At 63.6% G+C, this 17,997-nt stretch carries 16 protein-coding genes and 1 pseudogene; 12 read left to right on the top strand and 5 right to left on the bottom strand.

What is annotated here, in order from left to right; all coding sequences use genetic code 11:
* The first annotated feature begins 2 nt into the window (after positions 1-2).
* From BO1_RS35165 to BO1_RS35110, 12 genes are all read left to right on the top strand, one after another.
* Positions 3-1,277, top strand: coding sequence for a TrbI/VirB10 family protein (locus BO1_RS35165; protein WP_028221575.1), 1,275 nt, complete (start codon positions 3-5; stop codon positions 1,275-1,277).
* Positions 1,270-2,079, top strand: coding sequence for a transglycosylase SLT domain-containing protein (locus BO1_RS35160; RefSeq protein WP_028221574.1), 810 nt, complete (start codon positions 1,270-1,272; stop codon positions 2,077-2,079). Before BO1_RS35165 ends, BO1_RS35160 begins: the two co-directional genes overlap by 8 nt.
* Positions 2,076-3,311 carry a hypothetical protein gene (locus tag BO1_RS35155; RefSeq protein ID WP_028221573.1) on the top strand — a complete coding sequence of 412 codons (1,236 nt, stop codon included), beginning with the start codon at positions 2,076-2,078 and terminating at the stop codon, positions 3,309-3,311. The genes BO1_RS35160 and BO1_RS35155 overlap by 4 nt, the downstream gene beginning before the upstream one ends.
* Positions 3,308-3,727 (top strand): lytic transglycosylase domain-containing protein, encoded by a 420-nt coding sequence (locus BO1_RS35150; protein WP_156992560.1) that lies wholly within the window; start codon positions 3,308-3,310, stop codon positions 3,725-3,727. Before BO1_RS35155 ends, BO1_RS35150 begins: the two co-directional genes overlap by 4 nt.
* 3 nt (positions 3,728-3,730) lie before the next feature.
* Positions 3,731-4,321, top strand: coding sequence for a toxin co-regulated pilus biosynthesis Q family protein (locus BO1_RS35145; protein WP_028221571.1), 591 nt, complete (start codon positions 3,731-3,733; stop codon positions 4,319-4,321).
* A 4-nt stretch (positions 4,322-4,325) separates the two neighbouring features.
* A complete protein-coding gene (locus tag BO1_RS35140; protein ID WP_028221570.1) occupies positions 4,326-5,948 on the top strand; it encodes a type II secretory pathway protein in 1,623 nt (540 codons plus the stop codon).
* An 8-nt stretch (positions 5,949-5,956) separates the two neighbouring features.
* A complete protein-coding gene (locus BO1_RS35135; RefSeq protein WP_028221569.1) occupies positions 5,957-7,255 on the top strand; it encodes a hypothetical protein in 1,299 nt (432 codons plus the stop codon).
* Positions 7,242-7,985, top strand: a complete 744-nt coding sequence (locus BO1_RS54030) for a hypothetical protein (RefSeq protein WP_156992558.1) — start codon at positions 7,242-7,244, stop codon at positions 7,983-7,985. Before BO1_RS35135 ends, BO1_RS54030 begins: the two co-directional genes overlap by 14 nt.
* Before the next feature lie 104 nt (positions 7,986-8,089).
* A complete protein-coding gene (locus BO1_RS35125) occupies positions 8,090-10,201 on the top strand; it encodes an ATPase, T2SS/T4P/T4SS family (protein ID WP_407670038.1) in 2,112 nt (703 codons plus the stop codon).
* A gap of 26 nt (positions 10,202-10,227) precedes the next feature.
* Positions 10,228-11,340: a type II secretion system F family protein gene (locus BO1_RS35120; protein WP_028221567.1), complete on the top strand. Its 1,113-nt coding sequence runs from the start codon at positions 10,228-10,230 to the stop codon at positions 11,338-11,340.
* Positions 11,341-11,348: 8 nt separating this feature from the next.
* The gene (locus tag BO1_RS35115; protein WP_028221566.1) at positions 11,349-11,948 is read left to right on the top strand and encodes a type 4 pilus major pilin; all 600 of its coding nucleotides are present in this window, start codon (positions 11,349-11,351) and stop codon (positions 11,946-11,948) included.
* A 9-nt stretch (positions 11,949-11,957) separates the two neighbouring features.
* On the top strand, positions 11,958-13,178 hold the full coding sequence (locus tag BO1_RS35110; RefSeq protein ID WP_028221565.1) for a hypothetical protein: 1,221 nt from the start codon (positions 11,958-11,960) through the stop codon (positions 13,176-13,178).
* Between the two features lie 962 nt (positions 13,179-14,140).
* Here the strand turns inward: BO1_RS35110 and BO1_RS35105 are convergent.
* The 5 genes and pseudogenes from BO1_RS35105 to BO1_RS60415 form a co-directional block, all read right to left on the bottom strand.
* Positions 14,141-15,154 carry a CAP domain-containing protein gene (locus tag BO1_RS35105; RefSeq protein ID WP_028221564.1) on the bottom strand — a complete coding sequence of 338 codons (1,014 nt, stop codon included), beginning with the start codon at positions 15,152-15,154 and terminating at the stop codon, positions 14,141-14,143.
* Between the two features lie 194 nt (positions 15,155-15,348).
* On the bottom strand, positions 15,349-15,714 hold the full coding sequence (locus tag BO1_RS35100; RefSeq protein ID WP_028221563.1) for a hypothetical protein: 366 nt from the start codon (positions 15,712-15,714) through the stop codon (positions 15,349-15,351).
* Positions 15,715-15,728: 14 nt separating this feature from the next.
* Positions 15,729-15,905 (bottom strand): hypothetical protein, encoded by a 177-nt coding sequence (locus tag BO1_RS60420; protein ID WP_167338421.1) that lies wholly within the window; start codon positions 15,903-15,905, stop codon positions 15,729-15,731.
* Positions 15,906-17,111 (bottom strand): FlhC family transcriptional regulator, encoded by a 1,206-nt coding sequence (locus BO1_RS35090; protein WP_043287870.1) that lies wholly within the window; start codon positions 17,109-17,111, stop codon positions 15,906-15,908.
* Between the two features lie 71 nt (positions 17,112-17,182).
* A pseudogene (locus BO1_RS60415) lies at positions 17,183-17,997 on the bottom strand (hypothetical protein); the annotation flags it as partial.

Genomic DNA, 17,997 nt, shown 5'->3' with positions numbered 1-17,997 from the left:
GTATGTCGAGCGAGAATTCCGCACCCCTGTCGGATCAGGAGCGCGTCGTCAAAGGCAAGTCCCCGCGCAACGCGCTGGTCGGCGTCGGCCTGATCTTCGCCGTCATCATCGGCGTGATGGGTTACTACTACCAGTCGAAGGCGAGCGACAAGGCCGACCAGCAGGCGAAGGACGACAAGGCCGCGAAAACCGCCGCCGCAGTCGATCGCTCGCCCAGCGGCAACGATATCGACCGGATCATCCAGGATCAGCAGGCCGCCGCGCGCCGCGAAGAGGAGAGGGCACGCAAGGCCGCCGCGGCGGCATCCTCCTCGCAGGCGGGCGCATCGAAACCTGCCCTGTCGCTCGACCAGTTCGAGAGTGAGTCGCGCGACGCAAACCTGTCCGCGAGCGCGAAGGAAGACAGCGTCTACGCTTCGCCGATTTTCATCCCCGGCCACAAGGTGAAGGATCAGTCTGACGCGCAGACCAATGGAGTTGTGGGTCTCATCACACCCGCCCAGATGGCGCTACAGTCGGCAGCCGCAAAGCAGTCTGCGACGGCGGCCGCCGAGGCGCAGGCGAAGGCGATAGCCGGGGCGATGGGGCCGGGCAATACGACGTCGTCTTCGTCGGCGCAGCGCGACCTCGATTTCATCAAGGATGCAAAGGCGCAGTCCGCGTCCGGTGAGGGGTTCCTGAGCGCGGGCTTCGTCGGCCAGTCCGGTTCCTGCACACTATCGCCCCCGCATCACATCGGCGTGCTGGTCATGGCGGGCGAGAATTCCGACCGTCCGGGGACGGCCGCGCTCATGGTCGAGCAGGATGTCTACGACAGCGTGACGGGCACGTGCCTGATGATCCCGAAGGGCACGATGATCACCGCGCCGTACCAGAGCGAGATCAAGGTGGGCCAGGAAAGTATCCTCGTCGCCGCTACGGAGATGCGCCTGCCCAACGGCAAGCAGGTGCCGCTTTACGGCGCCGAAGGCGCCGACCAGAACGGTTACGCGGGCTTCTCGGGCGACGTGAACAACCACTTCCTGAAGATCTTCGGCGCGTCGTTCCTGACGGCCATTCTGCTGAACCACTTCACCAGCAGTGATACGAGTTCGACGACGACTGGCCCGCTGGGCGTCACGCAGGTGGGCAACACGGCAGGCCAGGTGGCAGCGCAGACCTCCCAGTCCATCCTGAACCGCTACCAGAACATTCCGCCGACGATCACGATCAAGCCCGGCCAGCGTTTCATGATCAAGGTGAACCGCGATATCCACCTGGAGCCGTATCGTGGTTAAACGCTCGCTCGCCTTTCTCGCGATGTCTGCTCTCGTGGCCGGTGCGGTGCATGCGGCCTCGATTGCCCAGTTCATCAGTCCGGATTCGCTTGTACTCGCCTCGCAGGGCGCGCGCGAGCTCGCATCGCTCGACGGCAAGCCGGTACTTTACTGCGGGCTCGCACCGTTCAACGCATGGGCCTCGCCTCTCGTTGGCCAGGGCGTTCGCAGCACGCCAGCGCAGGGCATGACCGTCTCCGTCGATGCGCGCGACGTTTCGCTTGCCAGCCTCATGGTGCGCAGTGGCTGGCTGCAACCTGACGAACTCGATGACGATGTGCAGGCCGCGATCGCGGAAGGCCGAGGTGGCTGGGCGTGCGCAAAGGCGGAGACGCCGTTCGTTCTCATGCATGCGAGCGTCGATCCGAAGGTGCTCGCAGGTATCGCGCTGAACGAGTCAGCGTACAACGGGCGTGCATGGCCGTGGACACTGAACGTCGCAGGCCGGGGCTTCTTCTTCCGCTCGCGCGACGACGCCTACGGCGCGATGCGCGCGCTCATCGCGGCGGGGCGCGACGACTTCGATGTGGGGATCATGCAGGTGAACTGGCGGTATCACCGGCAGCGCTTCGCGTCGCCGTGGGATGCGCTTGCGCCCGCAACAAACATTCACGTCGCGGAAGCGATTCTCAACGAGAACTACAGCCGCACGCATTCCATCGCGAAGGCGATCGCCTACTACCACAGCGCCAACCCGGTCCCGGGCGGCGCATACCTCGCGCGCTTCGTACGCAACCTCAACCAGATTCAGGCGGGCCTATGACGCGCCGGTTCCTTGCTCTTGCGACCTTGTGCGCCTTCAGTCTGGCCCACCTTGCATCAGCGGCGAATACCGATCCCTTCGATTTCGACTACGAGATCGAGGGGGGTATCGGCGAGCGCCCGGCGCTCGTTTTCAACGACGGCTCGAAGACCTACATCCAGCCGCGCGCCGGGCAGACGATTACGGTGGCGGGCAGCCACGCGGAAGGTCCGTATGTCGTGGTAGATGGCACGCCGGCGACGATCCAGTTCAGCGTTGGGGGGCACACAGCCGTCGCAACTTGGAACCGCGCGAACACGTTTATTGGTGGTCATGGCGTCGTGCCAGGTGTCGGCGATGATCAGCCGGTTGCGTTCTCCGGATTCAGCGGACGGCTCTCGCTCATCGGCGAGCGCGGCCCGCTCGAGCCGGTGCGCAGCCTCAATGCCACGATGCCGGTCGCAGCGATCGTCAAGGCACTGGTGCCGCAGGGCTGGAGCGGCTCCGCCCAGAAGGACGTGGATCTCACGAATGCAGACCGCTTCGAAACGCGCGCGGGCGAGAACTGGATGCAGTCGCTCGACCGACTCATGACGCAAACGGGCCTCTATGCAGACGTCGATTTCGATGCACGCCACGTGCGGCTGCGCCGCGATGTGGAGAAGTCCGGCGCGCTCGCCTACGCGGCTGCAACGGTGACGCATGCCGGCCCGGTGGCGGCCGCGTCGGACGCAGCCGCTGGCGTGCCGCCGGCGGAATCGCTGCTCGCGAAATACTTCGGCGCGAACGCGATCCGTGACGGTGACGACACGCATACCCAGATCCGCTTTTCGGGGAAACCCAGGGGGCTGAAGGTCGTGTCGGGCGACGGTGTATCGCTGCATCCGAAGTGGGACGCCGATACTGGCGTCATGACGATCGACCGTGCGGAACGCTTCACGGTATCGGACGGCACGAACCGCGTCGAGGTTGCGCGCCGCGCGGGCACGGTCTACGACTTCCCGGCTGGCAATGGCGCGCACCTCGAAACCGTTTTTGACGAAGGCGGCCAGACCTACTTCAAGTTCGCGCCGACCGTGATCAATGTCACCGTCGCTGACGTTCACCATCTGGGCTCGGGCGAACAGAAGGGCCGCTTTTACAAGTTCAACGGCACGTCGGAGCAGTTCATCGTGACTGCCGACGGGCAGACCGTGAGTGTGCTGCGCCGTCATGACGTGAAGTACTTCGAACGCGCGGGGGCGGCATCGTGAAGCGTTATCTGCTCCTTTGTTCGCTCGCGCTGCTGGTTGCGCCTGCTGTTTCGCGCGCGGACTGCATCGATGATGCGGCGGCCTACCGGCACATCAACCAGCGACTCGTGCGTGCGATCGCGCAACAAGAATCGGACATGCGGGCCGATGCCGTGAACGTCAACCGCAACGGGACCGAAGATCTGGGCCTCATGCAGATCAATTCTTCCTGGCTGCCGAAGCTGGCGCGTTTTGGCATCCGGCGCGAACACCTCTTCAACGCGTGCGTGAACGCCTACGTGGGGACCTGGATCCTCGCCTCAAACATCCGGCAGTTCGGGCCGACCTGGAAAGCGGTCGGCGCGTACAACTCGCTGACGCCCGGGCACCAGTTCGTCTATGCCAACTCGATCTATCGCCGCCTGCAGGGCCATTAATCGATGAGAAAAAATACCCTCTTTGCGACCTCGCTGCTGGCCGTGCTGGCGTTGACGAACTGCCCGGGCGCTACGGCTTCAATCGATCCGGACCAGTCGGCCGTGCATCCACCTGCGGGCGATGGCTGGCAAGTGCTCGGCCCGGGCATGAACGCGGGTGCCGCCTCGCCCGCGCCGGTTCGGTCGGTCGCTCTCGCATCCGCTGCAGCCGTGCCCGAGGCCACAAGCGAATCTGTATCTTCGCCCCTTGCGTCCGCCACGCCCATGATCGCCTCGACAGAGGTAAAGACCCTGGTGCTGCCCGGTGGGCCGGCCGGAGATCCGGCGAGCACGCTGACGTTCTCGATCACGCCGCAGGACATGAACCTGCGCAACGCACTCGACCGCTGGCTGCAGACGCTCGGCTGGCAGCTCGCCTGGAAGATCGATGATGACCTGCCCGTGGAATTCAACGCAACGTTCTCGGGTGATTTCCGTTCCGTGCTCACGCAGGTCATGCAGGCAACTAACCACATGCGCACACCGGCGCGCGTCTGCAAGCACACCAACAACGTCATCCGCGTGATTGCGCGCGCGGCCAACTGCAAGGACTGATCCGATGCGTCATTTCCGCTACCACTCCCTCGGTGTTACGACCCTAGCGGTCTCGCTCGCTGGTTGCGCCGTGACTCAGGGTGACGTCAACGACGCGTACGACAAGGCCAACGCCAGCGCCACGTCGGCGTACGGCGGCTTCGGCCAGGGCATGGAACTTGTCGAGGATGTGCCCGGCGCCTTCCTCGGCGACCGTCCCGTGCCGCTCGCCTATGAGGCGACGCTGCCCTCGGTCTTCCGCGACAAGAAGGTGACGTTCCCGCCAAAACTCGGCGTGAAGACAATCGCCACGCTGGTGTCGAATGCGACGGGCTACCCGGTTCACGTGAGCCCCGACGTCTTTATCTCGCGCGACGCGCTGATTCCCCGCCCGGGCAGCGACGGCAAGAGCACGCAGATCGCGATGGGCGGCGGCATGAAGTCCAACGAGGAGCCGGTCTACGATCAGCCGTGCGAGTCGTGCGCGGTGGGGCAATACCTGCACGACGTGAGCGAGAACCTCGGGCTCGACTGGTCATTCGACGGATCGACGATCAACATCACCCGGTTCGTGACGCGCATGTACCAGATCGCGGCCATCCCGGGCAAGGTGTCGATCGAGTCGAAGATGTCCAAGGGCACCGACACCTCGACCGGCAACCAGTCTTCGGGATCGACCGGTGGCTCGAGCACCGAGACGGGCTCGTTCTCGGCGGTGACGTCGTCCGGGCGCAAGGGCGAATTCGACCAGATGGAGATCATCCAGTCCGAACTGAACGCTCTTCGCTCGCCTATGGGCAAGATCACGGTCAATCCGCAGAGCCGCCTGGTCATGGTCTATGACACGAAGGAAGCGGCGGATCGCATGGGCGCGCTGCTCAAGAACGAGAATGCCATCTCGACGCGCCAGGTCGTGCTGCGCGTGCGCACGATACAGATTGCGCTAAACCGGGGTAGCCAGGCGGGCGTGAATGCTGACGTCGTATTCAACCGCATGCAGGGCGGCCTTGCGAAGTGGGCCGTGAGCTTTCTCTCGCCGACCTCGCTTTCCTCGGGCGGTGGCACGATGGGCCTGTCCGTTCTGGAGCCGAACGCGCCGTTCTCAGGGACGAACGCCGTCATCAATGCGCTCAACCAGTACGGCAAGACGATCTCCGACAACACGATCACCAAGATGACCCTCAACGGTCTGCCGGTGTCGGTCGCGAACTTCCAGTCGGACGATTATCTGCGCTCGACTTCGGCTTCCACCGGCAGCCTGACCGGCACGTCCGGCGGCGTACCGGGCCTGACGCCTGGCACGCTGACGACGGGCGATTTCGTGCATATCCTCCCGGCGGTCAATGACCACAACCAGATCGTGCTCGCGTACTGGCGAGACAGCTCGAAGCAGAGCAGTCCGTTTACGACGGCCTCGGTGGGCTCCGGCCAGACCCAGCAGTCGATCCAGCTCGGCCACGTGGCCGGCAGCAAGGATGACCAGACGATCGCGCTCTCGGACGGCCAGACCATCGTGCTCTATGGCGCCGTGACGGATACCGCGGACAACACGACGAACGCCGGTATCGCCGGTCTCACAGGGACGTGGAACAAGTCGCGCACGTTCCAGATTGTGATGCTCACGGCCTCCGTTGTGCCCTCAATGTGAGTGCCGCCATGCATATCACCGAACCGCTGCCGGGAGAAAAGCGCGCGCGCCTTGCGTTCGGTCTCGACTGGAGCGCCTATCCGGCGAAAGACGCGAAGGAGGGCCGCAGCCGCTACGCTGAAGACTTTTCCGCGACGCACGTCGTCGAGATGAAGATTGGCGCGGAGCTCATCGGCGGCTTCTGCGCGCCGGAAGCGGGGGAGATCCGCCGCTTGACGCTCTACTCGGGCGCGGCGCGCGTGGCGCTGCTCGAGCGCGTGCGTGCGAAGGCGGCTGTCCTCGTGCTGATGCAGGACGGCCGACAGGTTCATCTCGTGCATGTCGTACGCGGCGCGGTGCGCCACGATGAGGTCCTGTCACTCACGCAGGCGGGCAATCGGCGCGACGAGGTCGCGCAGCAATGCGCGAAGCTGGGCCTGTCCCTCACCGTCCTCGTCTCGGGCGATGGGCTATCGCCGGGTGACGAACCCTTCAGCCCGGGCGAGCTCCTGCAGCTGAAGAAAGCCGGCCGTATCCGACGCGTGCCAACCGGCATTCCGACCGCCGTCGTGGTGCTGCTCGTGCTCGCGATTGGCGGGTTTGCGGCGAAGCAGATGTGGACCATGCTCAATCCACCGCCAATCGTGACCGCGCCGCCCAGCTGGGATCAACAGTACGAGCAGGCGATGCGCCAGGTGTTTGACGGCAGGGTAGCGCTGGCATCGGAACTCGTGCCTCGCGTGCTCGCGCAGCTCGACACCATCGACACCAACCGCAGCGGCTGGCAGTTCGAGACGGCCTCGTGCCCGTCGACTGGCTTCTGTTCGCTGACGTACCAGCGCGCGGGTGGGTCGTTTGAGGACTTCACGCGCGCCGTACCGGTCGCGATGCTGCCGCTCGCGTTCGATCGCGCTGGCATGCGGCTGACCGCGCGCGGGCCTGCGATACCGAAGGCCGAGAGCCTGTCGGTCGAGCACATGAAGGCGTGGCCCGACGAGCAGCAGCTTATCGAGATGCTGCAGACGCCGCCGCAGCGCCTGTCCGTGACGCCCCTCGATCTCAAGAGCTTCGGGTACGTCGTGCGCCTCGAGCCCAGCCATTCGCTGCTCGCATCGCCGCCGCCCGCGGGCGAGAGCCATCAGGCGCTGCTGCGCGAAGGGAACTGGGAAATCGACGGCTATCGCTGGCAGGCGCCGCTGCTTGCGGCGCTGCCATCCAACATGGTCCTGGAGTCCATGGACGTGAAGCTCGATACCGCCGCACCCGATGAACTAGGCAAGGTCGGCATCCATTTCGTTGCGAAAGGCAAATTCTATGTTGTCCAATAAATCTCTTCGCCTTGCCCTTCCTGTGGGCATCGCAATGCTTGCGGCCGGCGGTTCTTCGCATGCGGCATCGCAGGCCCCGACTCCGTCGTTCGCAGCGGCCATCGCGCCCGATAGCTCATCAACGCAAATACACGCAAAGCCGGAGGTCGTGGCGCGCGCTGCGTCGACGCCCGCCGCCCCGGCGTCGCAGGTCGAAGTCCCGGAAGTCGTAACGGCGGCCAGTTCTCCTGTGTCACCGGATGAATCGCACCTCACGCTGCGCGATATCGACAACCTCGCACGCAACAAACTCACGCGATCGCTGCGGGGAGATGCGGACACGCCCACCGCGAGCGGCACAAGCGTCATGTTCAAGCCGCCGGCTCCGGTGGCCAGCACACTGGCACCTCCGGTGCAGGCCTACGTTCCACGCGAGCGCACAACGCCTGTGTCGTTCGTTGGCGGATACGTCGACGACAGGGGGCAGCACGTCCTCTACGAGTACAACGGCGCAGTCTATCCGGCGCGCGTGGGCGAGAAATTGCTCAATGGCTGGGTCGCGCGCGGGGTCGATGGTCTGTGGGTCACGGTCGCCCAAGGCAAACACACCTGGCGTGTGCCCATGAGTGGCAGATCACAGGACTCGTCGAGTTCGTCTGTCGCTTCGGGCGGCGTGCTGGGTGACCTGTCATCACCGTTGCCCGCCGGGGTCAGCCTGGCTCAACCGATCTCAGGCTTCGGGAGGCAATGATGTCGCTATTTGGAAATCTGGAAGGAAACGAAAAGCCCCGCGGCGGCGTGATGGCCCGTCTGCGAGCGTGGCGCGGTGGCTTTGTGGAAGACTCGGAGTCTTCTGTGCCCGTTGAGCCCGCGTTTGGCCCGGTGCGTCCAGTCCGCAAGGGGGCGGGTGCACCCTCGGGCTCGCTGGGTGCGTTCCTGCGTGACGCGGACATTACCGATGTCGAGTCTGTCGAGACCGGTACGGTGTCTGGGCAGGACCGCGCTTGCGAGCCTGTCTCGGTCGCGGACCTTTCGCCTCAAGCGCAGGACCACGCATGGCCGGATGCAGGAGCCGTCGAGCCGCGCGGCGTCGCTGTACTCGCGCAACCCGAAGCGCCGTTAGATGCGCACCCTGGCGAGCAGCCTGAAGCGCAATCGCCGTGGAGAGAACCGGATGCGCCTTCTGAAGTCGGGCCAGACGATGCAGCCCGACAGGCGACGCACGCGCGGGAACAGGACCCGCAGGAACAGCAGGCAGACGGTTTGCCCCGGACTGCGCTGGCCACACCAGACATCGAGTACATACCGGTTGGCATGCCGCAGCTAAGTTCCGCGCAGGCGCTCGCCGACTTCAAGCGCGTGCTGTGCGACACAACGCCCGACGCAACGCTGCGCATCACCCCGGATGCGCGACGTGAATTCGTTGCCGTGGACATGCAGGCCGGTATGGCCGTCGTGATCGCCACACGCGCGTTTCACGAGGGCGCGCTCTATACGACCTATCTGCGCGACCTCGAGCGTGCGCATATCTCGGTGCGCGAGGAAATGGTGGCGACTGCGGAAGTGATCGCGGATGTCTACGAGCGCGCGCGCATCCGGGTTTCGAGTCAACTTCCCGAAGGCTCGCGCGCCATCGCGCTCTTCCGTGACGTGATCGAGGCCGCCCACGCCTACGGTGCGAGCGACGTCCACTGGGAATCGCGCGACTACCAGTCCGACGCAGAGCTGCGCTTTCGGGTGGACGGTGATCTCTACACGTACCGGCGCATGCCCAAGGCGACCGTGCTGCGGGCTCTGTCGGCGTCCTATCAGGATCTCGTCCAGCGCAACACGAACAGCGGCAATGCGTTCCAGCCAACTGCGCCGCAGTCGGCCATGATCCCGCTGGCGCTCGCGACCGATACGCTGAACCTGCGCTGGCAGAGCGCGCCCCAGGTGGGCGGTTTCGACGTCGCTCTGCGCTTGCTCGACGGCAACTTCCGCAACTACACCGTTCGCATGCCGCATGCGATGGGCCTGGAAACGAGCCAGCTTGCCATCGTCGAGTCGCTCGGGCACGTGAGCGGCGGAGCGGTACTGCTCTCCGGGGAAACGGGGTCGGCGAAGAGCACGTTGCTGCGCGCGCTCGCCTGGATGATTGACGGGCGCGAGCTCAAGAAGCAGTACGCCGTGAGCATGCCCTCGGAATATCCGATGCCGTGGCTGTCCGACCAGTCGGTCCCGCGTGGCCTCGACGAAACCGAAGAAGAGTTCCGGCGCAAGGTCGCTACGATTATCCGCACGCTGATGCGTATGGACCCGGACGATCTCACGGTCGCAGAAATCCTCGACTCGGCGGTGGCGGGTCTTGTTGTGGAGCTCGCGCTGACCGGTCATCCGGTGCGCACCACGATTCACGCGGACAGCATCATCGGTGTGTTCATGCGGCTGATGGGGGACCGGCTGCAGATGACGGCCGACGAGGTCTCGTCGGAGAAGTTCATCAACGCCGTGGGCAACCAGAAGCTGATCCCGATGCTTTGCCCGCACTGCAAGACCCCGGCTGCCGAAGTGATGGGCGAAGCCGAACTCGCGCTGCTGCGTACGAAGTTCGGCCTCGACACCTCGAAGATGGCCTGCCGCAACGACGACGGCTGCGAGCATTGCCGCAAGCAGGGGCTGGTCGCGCGCGATGGGAAGGTTGCGGCGGGGACGAAGGGGCAGACACTTGCAATGGAGCTGTACCGGCCCACTCCGGAGTTTCTCGACCGGATCGCCGTGCGTGACTGGCGGGGCGCGGAAGAGTCGTGGCGGCGCGAGCGCACGGCGGACTTCGGCAGCGCCGACATGACTGGCAAAACGATTTACGAGCACGCGCTCTACAAGGCGTCCCGGGGGCTCATCGATCCGCGCTTTATCGACCGCGCGATGAAGCCGTTCAGCGTGTACCGCGTGATGCCCGATCGTGACGGGAGGATGCCGGCGTGATCGGTCGCGTCTTCTACGGAATCTGCATGCGCCTGCCGCGCGCCGAGCGTCTGAAACTGGCGAAGTGGCGCTTCCAGAGATTGCGCGAATCCTTCTACCGGGAGTCCCGTCTCGACATCGAGCAGGCGACGAGTCTGCGCAACCGCGAAACGCTGATTGAACGCCTGCAGGTGCTCAAGAAGCGTGCGCGGGACCGTGGACAGATTGTCTGGCTGGCCTACGACACCATGGAGGAGCGTATGCGTGAGGGCGACAGCCTTGCGCTCGCGATCAAGCCTTTCGTGCCGGTCGATGAGTTCGCGCTGCTGGATCTCGCGTTCGCCTCGAGCAAGGAAGATGCCGCCCGTCGCGGCTTTGACCTGTGCGAGATGGCCGCATCGGCCAAACGCATCCTCTCGACCACGACCGCGATGCAGATGGCCTATCCCGTCGTGCTGCTCGGCTACATGTACGCCCTGTGCATGCTCTTCGGCGGCATGGTCTATCCGCAGGTGCTCGAAGTTCGGCCGCTTGACCAGTGGATGCCGGCTGGCAGGTTCCTCTACGTGATCGATACGTACTGCTACGGGTACTGGATGCTGAACGTATCGCTGATCGGTGCCCTCGTTGTTTCTTATTTCTACGGCCTGAAGCGCTGGACTGGCGAGTTGCGCAACCGCGTTGACGCCGCACCGCTGATGTGGCGCAACCGCCGGGACCTGCGCGCGGCGCTGCTCATCGTTTCGCTCTCGGGGCTGCTCGATTCCGGCCTGACCCTCGCCGGCGCGCTCGAGCGCATCCGGCGCCACGCCGATCCGTGGCTGCGCTGGAATGTTTCGCGCATGGAGCGGCGGCTGAAGGCTTCGCCCGAACAGCCGATGCGCGCGTTCGCCACGGGGATTTTCTCCGAAGAGGTCGTTGACCGCATCGCAGACGCAGAGCGTCGCGACAACTTCGTGGACGCCATCAAGTCGCTTGGCAGGAGTTCCCTCGACCGGGTGGTGGAGGCGGTCAAGCGTAACGCGCGCATCACCCACTACGTGCTGCTCGGCATTGCCGCTGCGGCGTTCATTGGCCTCGGTGTGGGCTCCTATGTCGTCACAGGCGTCACAAGTCTCCAGAGCGCGCTCGGCGCGACGACGGGTAACAACCTCAACTAAGGAATACTATGAAAACCAATGTCACTCAACGTACCTACGGGCAGAAGCAGGCGAGCCTCCGGCTGGGCCGGCTCAGGAAGCAGACGGGCGAACTCTCGCTGATCGAGGCGGGCGCCGTGCTGGGTGCGGCCGCGTTGCTCGCGGTGGCGCTCTTCCTCGGTGTGCCCTTCGTGCGCAACATGGTGCAGTCCTCGAGCTTCACGAGCGAGGCGGGCATGTTCCACTCTGGCATCCAGAATGCGACGCAAAACGATGCTGATTTCTCCGGCGAAACGCTGACCTCGCTGGCGACGAACCACGCGTTCGATGCGGCGGGTGCGCGTGTGGCGAGCGACTACTCGGCAGTGACGGGCATCTTCGGCGGGGCAGTCACGGCCGTGCCGGGCAAGGTGACAACGGCCAATGATGCGATCGTGACGACTTACCCAGTGCCGAAGGCGGTTTGCTCGATGTCGGTGTCGGCGCTCGTCAATACGTTCACCGAGGTAACGGTCAACGGCACCGTGGTCTTTAGCCCGACGACCACGTTCAACAGCGCGACGGCTGGCACCGCCTGCGGCTCGGCGGGTAATGTGGCCACAGTCGGGTTGTACACGACGCGCAGCTAAGGACTGGGCATGGGAAGCATCATTGAAATGATGGTTTTCCTCGCGGCGTCCGCGATCCTGACGGTGTACTCGATCCGCGAAGACATCCAGAAGCATCGCTCGACGTTGCTGGCCACCGAAGGGCTGAACGAAGCGGTGATCGCAGACGCTCTCGGCAGCTGGGCCAGCGAGAACTATTCGACGCTGCTGACCCGGTACACGCAGTCCGGAAACCCGTCGCTTCCGGCGCCGACGCTGGCCGACCTGCAGGCGGCAGGCAACCTGAAGCAGGCGTACCGCGCCGGGCCATTCTGGGGCGGTACCTACACGATCCAGCTGGCGATGCTGCCCGCCGGCTGTACCGCGCAGGCGGGCAACTGCCATGTGTCGTGGGTCTTCTATCCGTCGCTGCCCTATACGCGCAACGGAACGCCCGACGTGGTGGGCGCGGCGCAGATAGCGCTTGCGGGGAGCGCGAACGGGTCGCAGTTCGGCTACTCGTCGACGAGCAACCCGCAGACGATCTCGGGCATCAACGGCGCATGGACGGCGAGCAATCCGCTAACGGGAACGCCGGCGGCGACCATTCTCGCGACCAACGGCCCGAGCGCCGATGGAAATTCGCTGTACATCCGGCGCGACGGCAGCCTCACCTGGACGGGGAGCCAGAACGTCAACGGCGTGGACCTGCACAACGTCGGGAGCATCGACGCGCAGGGCACGATCGCTGCACCCGCTGTCTCGGCGTCCAACGTCGCGGTGTCCAACGCTGTGCTCTCTCCGGGCACGCTGTACGTGCAGAACGCCGCAGGCAACACGCCAGCGCCGATCGACACCGGGGCGGCTACCGTTCACGGTAACGCTGTTGTGAACGGAACACTCGCGATCGCAAATACAGGCGTTCCCCGGGGCTGGTGCTCGTCGCCGCCGGGCACGACAAACCTCTATGCCAACGCCGACGGTTCGGGGCAGATTCTCTCGTGTGTGGGAAACCAGTTGATCCCAGTGAGCGGCCCCGCACCGCGCTATCAATACTACAACGTGACGTATGGCACGTATGTGCCAGCGCCGCCATGTTCTTCGGGTGGCTCGCCGCAAATTCTGCTGGTGCCGCAAGCCTTCTGGATCGATTCGACCGCTGTCCTGAACGCATATGTGTCAGGGACGGGGCCATGGACGGTTTACCTGACGGACGGAAGCTACGCAGACATTGGCGCACAGGGCGTCGTCGAAACGTATTGCGCCTACTAGGAAAGATTTTGATGAAAGACGCAATGACGTGGTGGTGGCGTGTGATCGGCGGGCTGGTCTTCGCGCTGTTCGTGAGCGGGGCACATGCGGCGCCCGCGCACTGCTCATATGGCTACCAGGACTCAAGCTGCATTGCGCCACAGTATCGCGCGGCAGAGACGCCACCGACGTGCTCGTCAGGTCCGGGGTGGACTACCGTGTCGGGCGCGGTCTGGATCGGCTCCCGGTTCACGCAGCCGCAGTGCAACTATCAGGCGCCACCGACATGTTCAACCGGTCCCGGTTGGGTGACGAGTGCACCGGCCGGGTGGAACGGTAGCTCGTGGTCCGCTCCGCAATGCAGCTATCAGCCACCGCCAAGCTGCCAACCCGGATACGACGAGGTTTCAGCGCCGGGTTGGAACGGAGCAGCCTGGGTCGGCCTGAGTTGCCTCCCGCAGGCTCCTTCAGTTTCTCAACAAGAGTCCGCCTGTGCCGGTATGAATCCCTACACGAATTTTGTAGGTCAGTTCCCTCGGGGAGGTCCGGTTTATAGTCTTTACCCTCCCGGGGACTTTCCTTTTAACCCTGCCGGCACGATGACCGGCGCGGCCAGCTTTACCAATGTCTATACCCCGCTCGTTAATAGCGCGGGTACGTTAGCACCATATACAAGTTGCTGGGGGTCAAACGTTGTGACTCCTGGCTCGATGCCTGGCTCATCGGATGGGAGCCTGTACGACGTGTACGTTTCTGTCGGGTATCAGTCCGACCCGTACGGTGGAAACGACGTCGCTGCCGCAAGCATCTGCTGGACTCAGCACGGAACAACCAATGTCACTTACATGACCGTTATTGGCCTGATGAAGAACCCTGGCACCTGCCATTGACTCTCTTGAGTTGGCCATGTTGGCCGGGTAAATGAAAAGGGGTGCAGTCCATGAAGCCTGCACCCCTTTTTTCAAGCGACGCTCCAGCGATGATTAGCCGACTGTGTTTCCGGTCGTAAACGAGCCGGTTCGGCTGAACGGCGTGCCGTTAATGGCCCCAGAGAGCGAGACGGAATACTTCGTGTTCGCAGTCAGCGGTGTGGCGGAATAGGCGCGCGCTTCGAACGGTTGAATCAGCTTGTTCGTGTCATTTGTCGAATTGAGCAGTTGCATGGTGATGACATTGCCGGAGGTGTCGGTCAGGGTTCCAGACGTTAGTACAACGGTGTCGCCCGGATTTCCCGACACGGCCAAAGTCGGTCCGTAAGTACCGTTCGAATTGGGCGGAGTGGGCGTCTCACCGACGACCTTATAGGGAACCCCCGTTGCGCCATCGCAGGGGAACATCAACGGAAGGCTGCCGCTTATCGGTTGCAGATTCGCGGGCGTGATGACGCCATGCGCTTCAGGGAATCCGTTGTACGTCGTTTCGTTCCAGCCGACGCCGATCTGCGTAGCCGGCCACACAAAAGCCCCGACGTGATAGACCCCGCTCGCCCATGCGGTTGCAATGCTCGTTCCGTAGGCGGCTTCGGTCAGCGTACCGTTCGTATAGTACCCTGCGCTTTCACCTGCCACCCAGACCCTGCTTCCCGGATAGCCGGCCGCCGTGGCGCGATCCGCATATGTAGCGCCAGTGAACCCCGGATTGCCCGAGACTTCCGTGTCAGTGATCGTGCCGCCGTTCTTGCCGATGTAGTCGGCGTGCGCTTGCGAGGCCTGATCGAGAAGCGTGTTCTCCGTGAGTGCAGGGAAGCCGCATTGCTGGCGCTGCGCGTTGATCGTATTGAAAACGGCGAGCTGCGCGCTGTTGGCGTTGTATTGCGGCGTTGAAACATTACCCGTCGTCGGCGACGAAGGCGTCGTCCCGCTGCTGGACGAACCAGAGGGCGATGACGAGTTGTTGCTGCCGGAGCCGCTGTTACCGCCGCCGCCGCCGCAAGCGGCAAGCGTCAATGCAGCTGCGAAAGAGATGGCCGTGAGCGCGGTGATTTTCTTTTGATTCATTTTTTCAGGTCCTTTGTTGTTAGCTGCGCCCTTCGCGCGAGCCAGATACCAGTCTGTCGGGCCGGGCAAGAAGTCAAGTTCCCGTGGCGGACGCGGGGCGCACCCTACCGGTAACGGTAAGAATTAGGAAGATCTTTAAGCGAAAGCTTAAGAAGCCCGCCAGAGAAAAGGGCTTCCATGCGAATTGAATCGAGTCAGGTGCCGTTCCGGCGCTTCCGGTGGAAAATCCGCAGTCCAATGAATGCGGCGACCAGAAGCACACCCGTTGACTTCGGCGCAGTGCTAGCCAGGTGGGGAAGAGCCTGGCCGGCGATCCAGACCGCTGTGAAGGCGATTAGTGCGTGCGCAACGACTGGCCGATTGAGGAGACTGATTAGCCTGCTCGGCCTCTCTGAGATCCATCGAACAAATTCTTCGTTGATCTGTTCGAGGTCGCTGGCTGAGTCGGTCGTCGCGCGCGCCTTGCGGTAGAAACTCTCGTACTTGTCGAAACGCGGATCACCATAGCCACGAAGCCACGCCGACGCGCTGTCACGAACCATCCATGCAAGGTCTTCCATCGCAGGCGTTCCCATTAATGCATAGACCCGGCGCGCCAGGGCACGCCGGCCACCGCGTCAACGATGCAATGCCCGTCGTCCTCGGCGTAGAACGCGCCCGTCTCCGGGTTCCGCCAGCCGAACTGTGCCGTTCCATCGGCGCTGAACACCACGAGGCCCGCGGGCAATTCGGAGGGTTGGTTCACCTGCACTTAGATGGCTCCCTTGCCGCTTCGCACGCGCGGCACGAGGGTGTTGCTGCACGCAGGGCAACTGAAGCTGTTGCGCATTTCGATTTTCGACTCGTTGTTCGAGACGATGTAGTGCGTTTGGCACCCGCGGCATGGTGCGATCGACAGCCGGGCGTCCGCCGCCATCGCTCGCGTGAGGTTGTAGCCGCGATCGGTGGCGAGCAGCGCGCGTCCGGATGGGAAAAGTTGGTTGTATAGGTCGGCGGCGGCGATCAGCGCCTGCGGCGTGTTCGCCCCCATGTTCAACGCGGAGCGGTAGAGCCAGATGAATACAGACGAGTGCAGACGCTGGTGCGGCTTCTCAACAAACCATTGGAGCGAGTTGGGCTGGTTGCCGCATGGGGAGGGCTTTCCATGGATCGCCATGTACATCTGGCGGGTCTTGCTCTGCGGCAAGCGGAACAGTGTCGCGGCAGTGCTGGCGCGGCACCCATGTGCCATGAGGGCCGCCGCGTACATCTCGTGCGTCTCGCGTCCGAGGCGCAGTTCGGCCCAGTTGGCGGTATGGGGCAGTTCGCCTGCGCGAAACGGTGTCGTGCACATGATGTGGTGGGCGACCTGCTCGAGACTGAGGTCGTTCGCCGTAAACTCGAACCAGAATGCGGGGCTGACGAAACGCCACTGGAACAGCGGCAGGTCGCGGATGCCCTCTAGCGCAGTTCGCAGTTTGTACGCGGGCAGTTCGCCCAGGTAACGCGCGAGGTCCGGCGTCATGCCGAGCAGTGGCGCGCTCAAGATGCTTGTGTTAGCAACCGACTGGATGACGTCGAGAAATTGCCTGTTGTGATGCTGGATCGCCTGCGTGGTCAGCGCGTCACGCACCGGCGGCATTTTGCGGCGCAGCTCGTCGACCGCGCGCGTAGTGGGCGTCGCGTCGACGAAACAGCGCCAGTCCTCAATAGTCGGCAGTGACGGGGACAGCATGAGAAAGGGCGCGCCAAGGAGACTTCGCAGGGAATTTTCGTTGTGGCGCAGGTGGTCTATTTCCTTGACCTCGACGCGGTAGATCGCGTTGAAGGCAGGATTCGAGATCAGGACCTGCTTGATGTGGTCGAACAGATCGTAGTTGATTGCTCGGATGTGCTCAGCCTTCCACCGGGGAAGGTAGAGGTGTTCGATGGCCTTGTAGTCATCTGCGGACTTAACGTGGGTTGGTGCCGTATTCATTATTCACTTCTGTTAGCTGTGTCACTCGCGTGGCCGCGCAGCGCGGCCACCCTCGCGAAATCCGGAGCCGTCTATGCCGCCTTATTCAACGCCGCGTTGATTTCCACATGGATCTTTCCGACCAGGTCCCCAAGCGCCTGGAAGACCGCCTTGAAGCGGGCTTGATTGCCGTCAGCCGTGCAGAGGAGCTGCGCGCTGTGATAACGCTGAGCGAAAGCGCTGAAGTCCTTCACGAGCGCGCTCATCTCTTCGTCCAGGCGGCGGGCCGCTTCGAGCGCCGCGGTATCTGCTTCGAGCTTTGCTGCGATCAGAGCGTGCTGTCGGCCCTTCTCCTCGATCTCGTCGTCGAGTTTGCGTGATCTGGAAAGCAGGTCGGCGTACTGAGTCTCAAGACGCTTAAGATCTTCCTTTACCTGTGGATCTTCCATTTCGGGCTTGCGCGCGCACTGGTCGCGGAGCTCGCGGCGTGCCGCGTCCAACTGCTGCTGTGTTTCGTGAAGCTGCCGGTGAAGGGCGTTTGTGCTCTGGCTGCTCAGCGCCAGTTCGTTGCGTAGCCGGTCGGTCGATTCCTGGGCGGTAGTTTGTTGTGAGCGCAGCTGTTCAATCTCGTGCCGAAGCCGGTTGGTTTCACCGCTGGCTGAGTTGAACTGCTCAAGCAGACCAGCGTACTCGTCGTTCACTGATTCCAGTTGCTCCTTGTCGGCGGCGATGCGGTCCTTTTGCTGGCGCAAGATGGCAATCAGCTCACGGACGGTCCGCGTGGACATCTCCGGGTCATCCTTCCTCTTCTCGATAATGGCGTCGACGATGTCATCGCCGATGTCCGCGCCGACAAGGTACTGCATGTCCGTCAGGCGCAGAAATTCGACGGCGTCAGAATTGTCGT

This window comes from Paraburkholderia oxyphila NBRC 105797, assembly GCF_000685075.1.
Classification (GTDB): Bacteria; Pseudomonadota; Gammaproteobacteria; order Burkholderiales; family Burkholderiaceae; genus Paraburkholderia; species Paraburkholderia oxyphila.
This window is presented reverse-complemented; position numbering and strand designations above follow the sequence as displayed.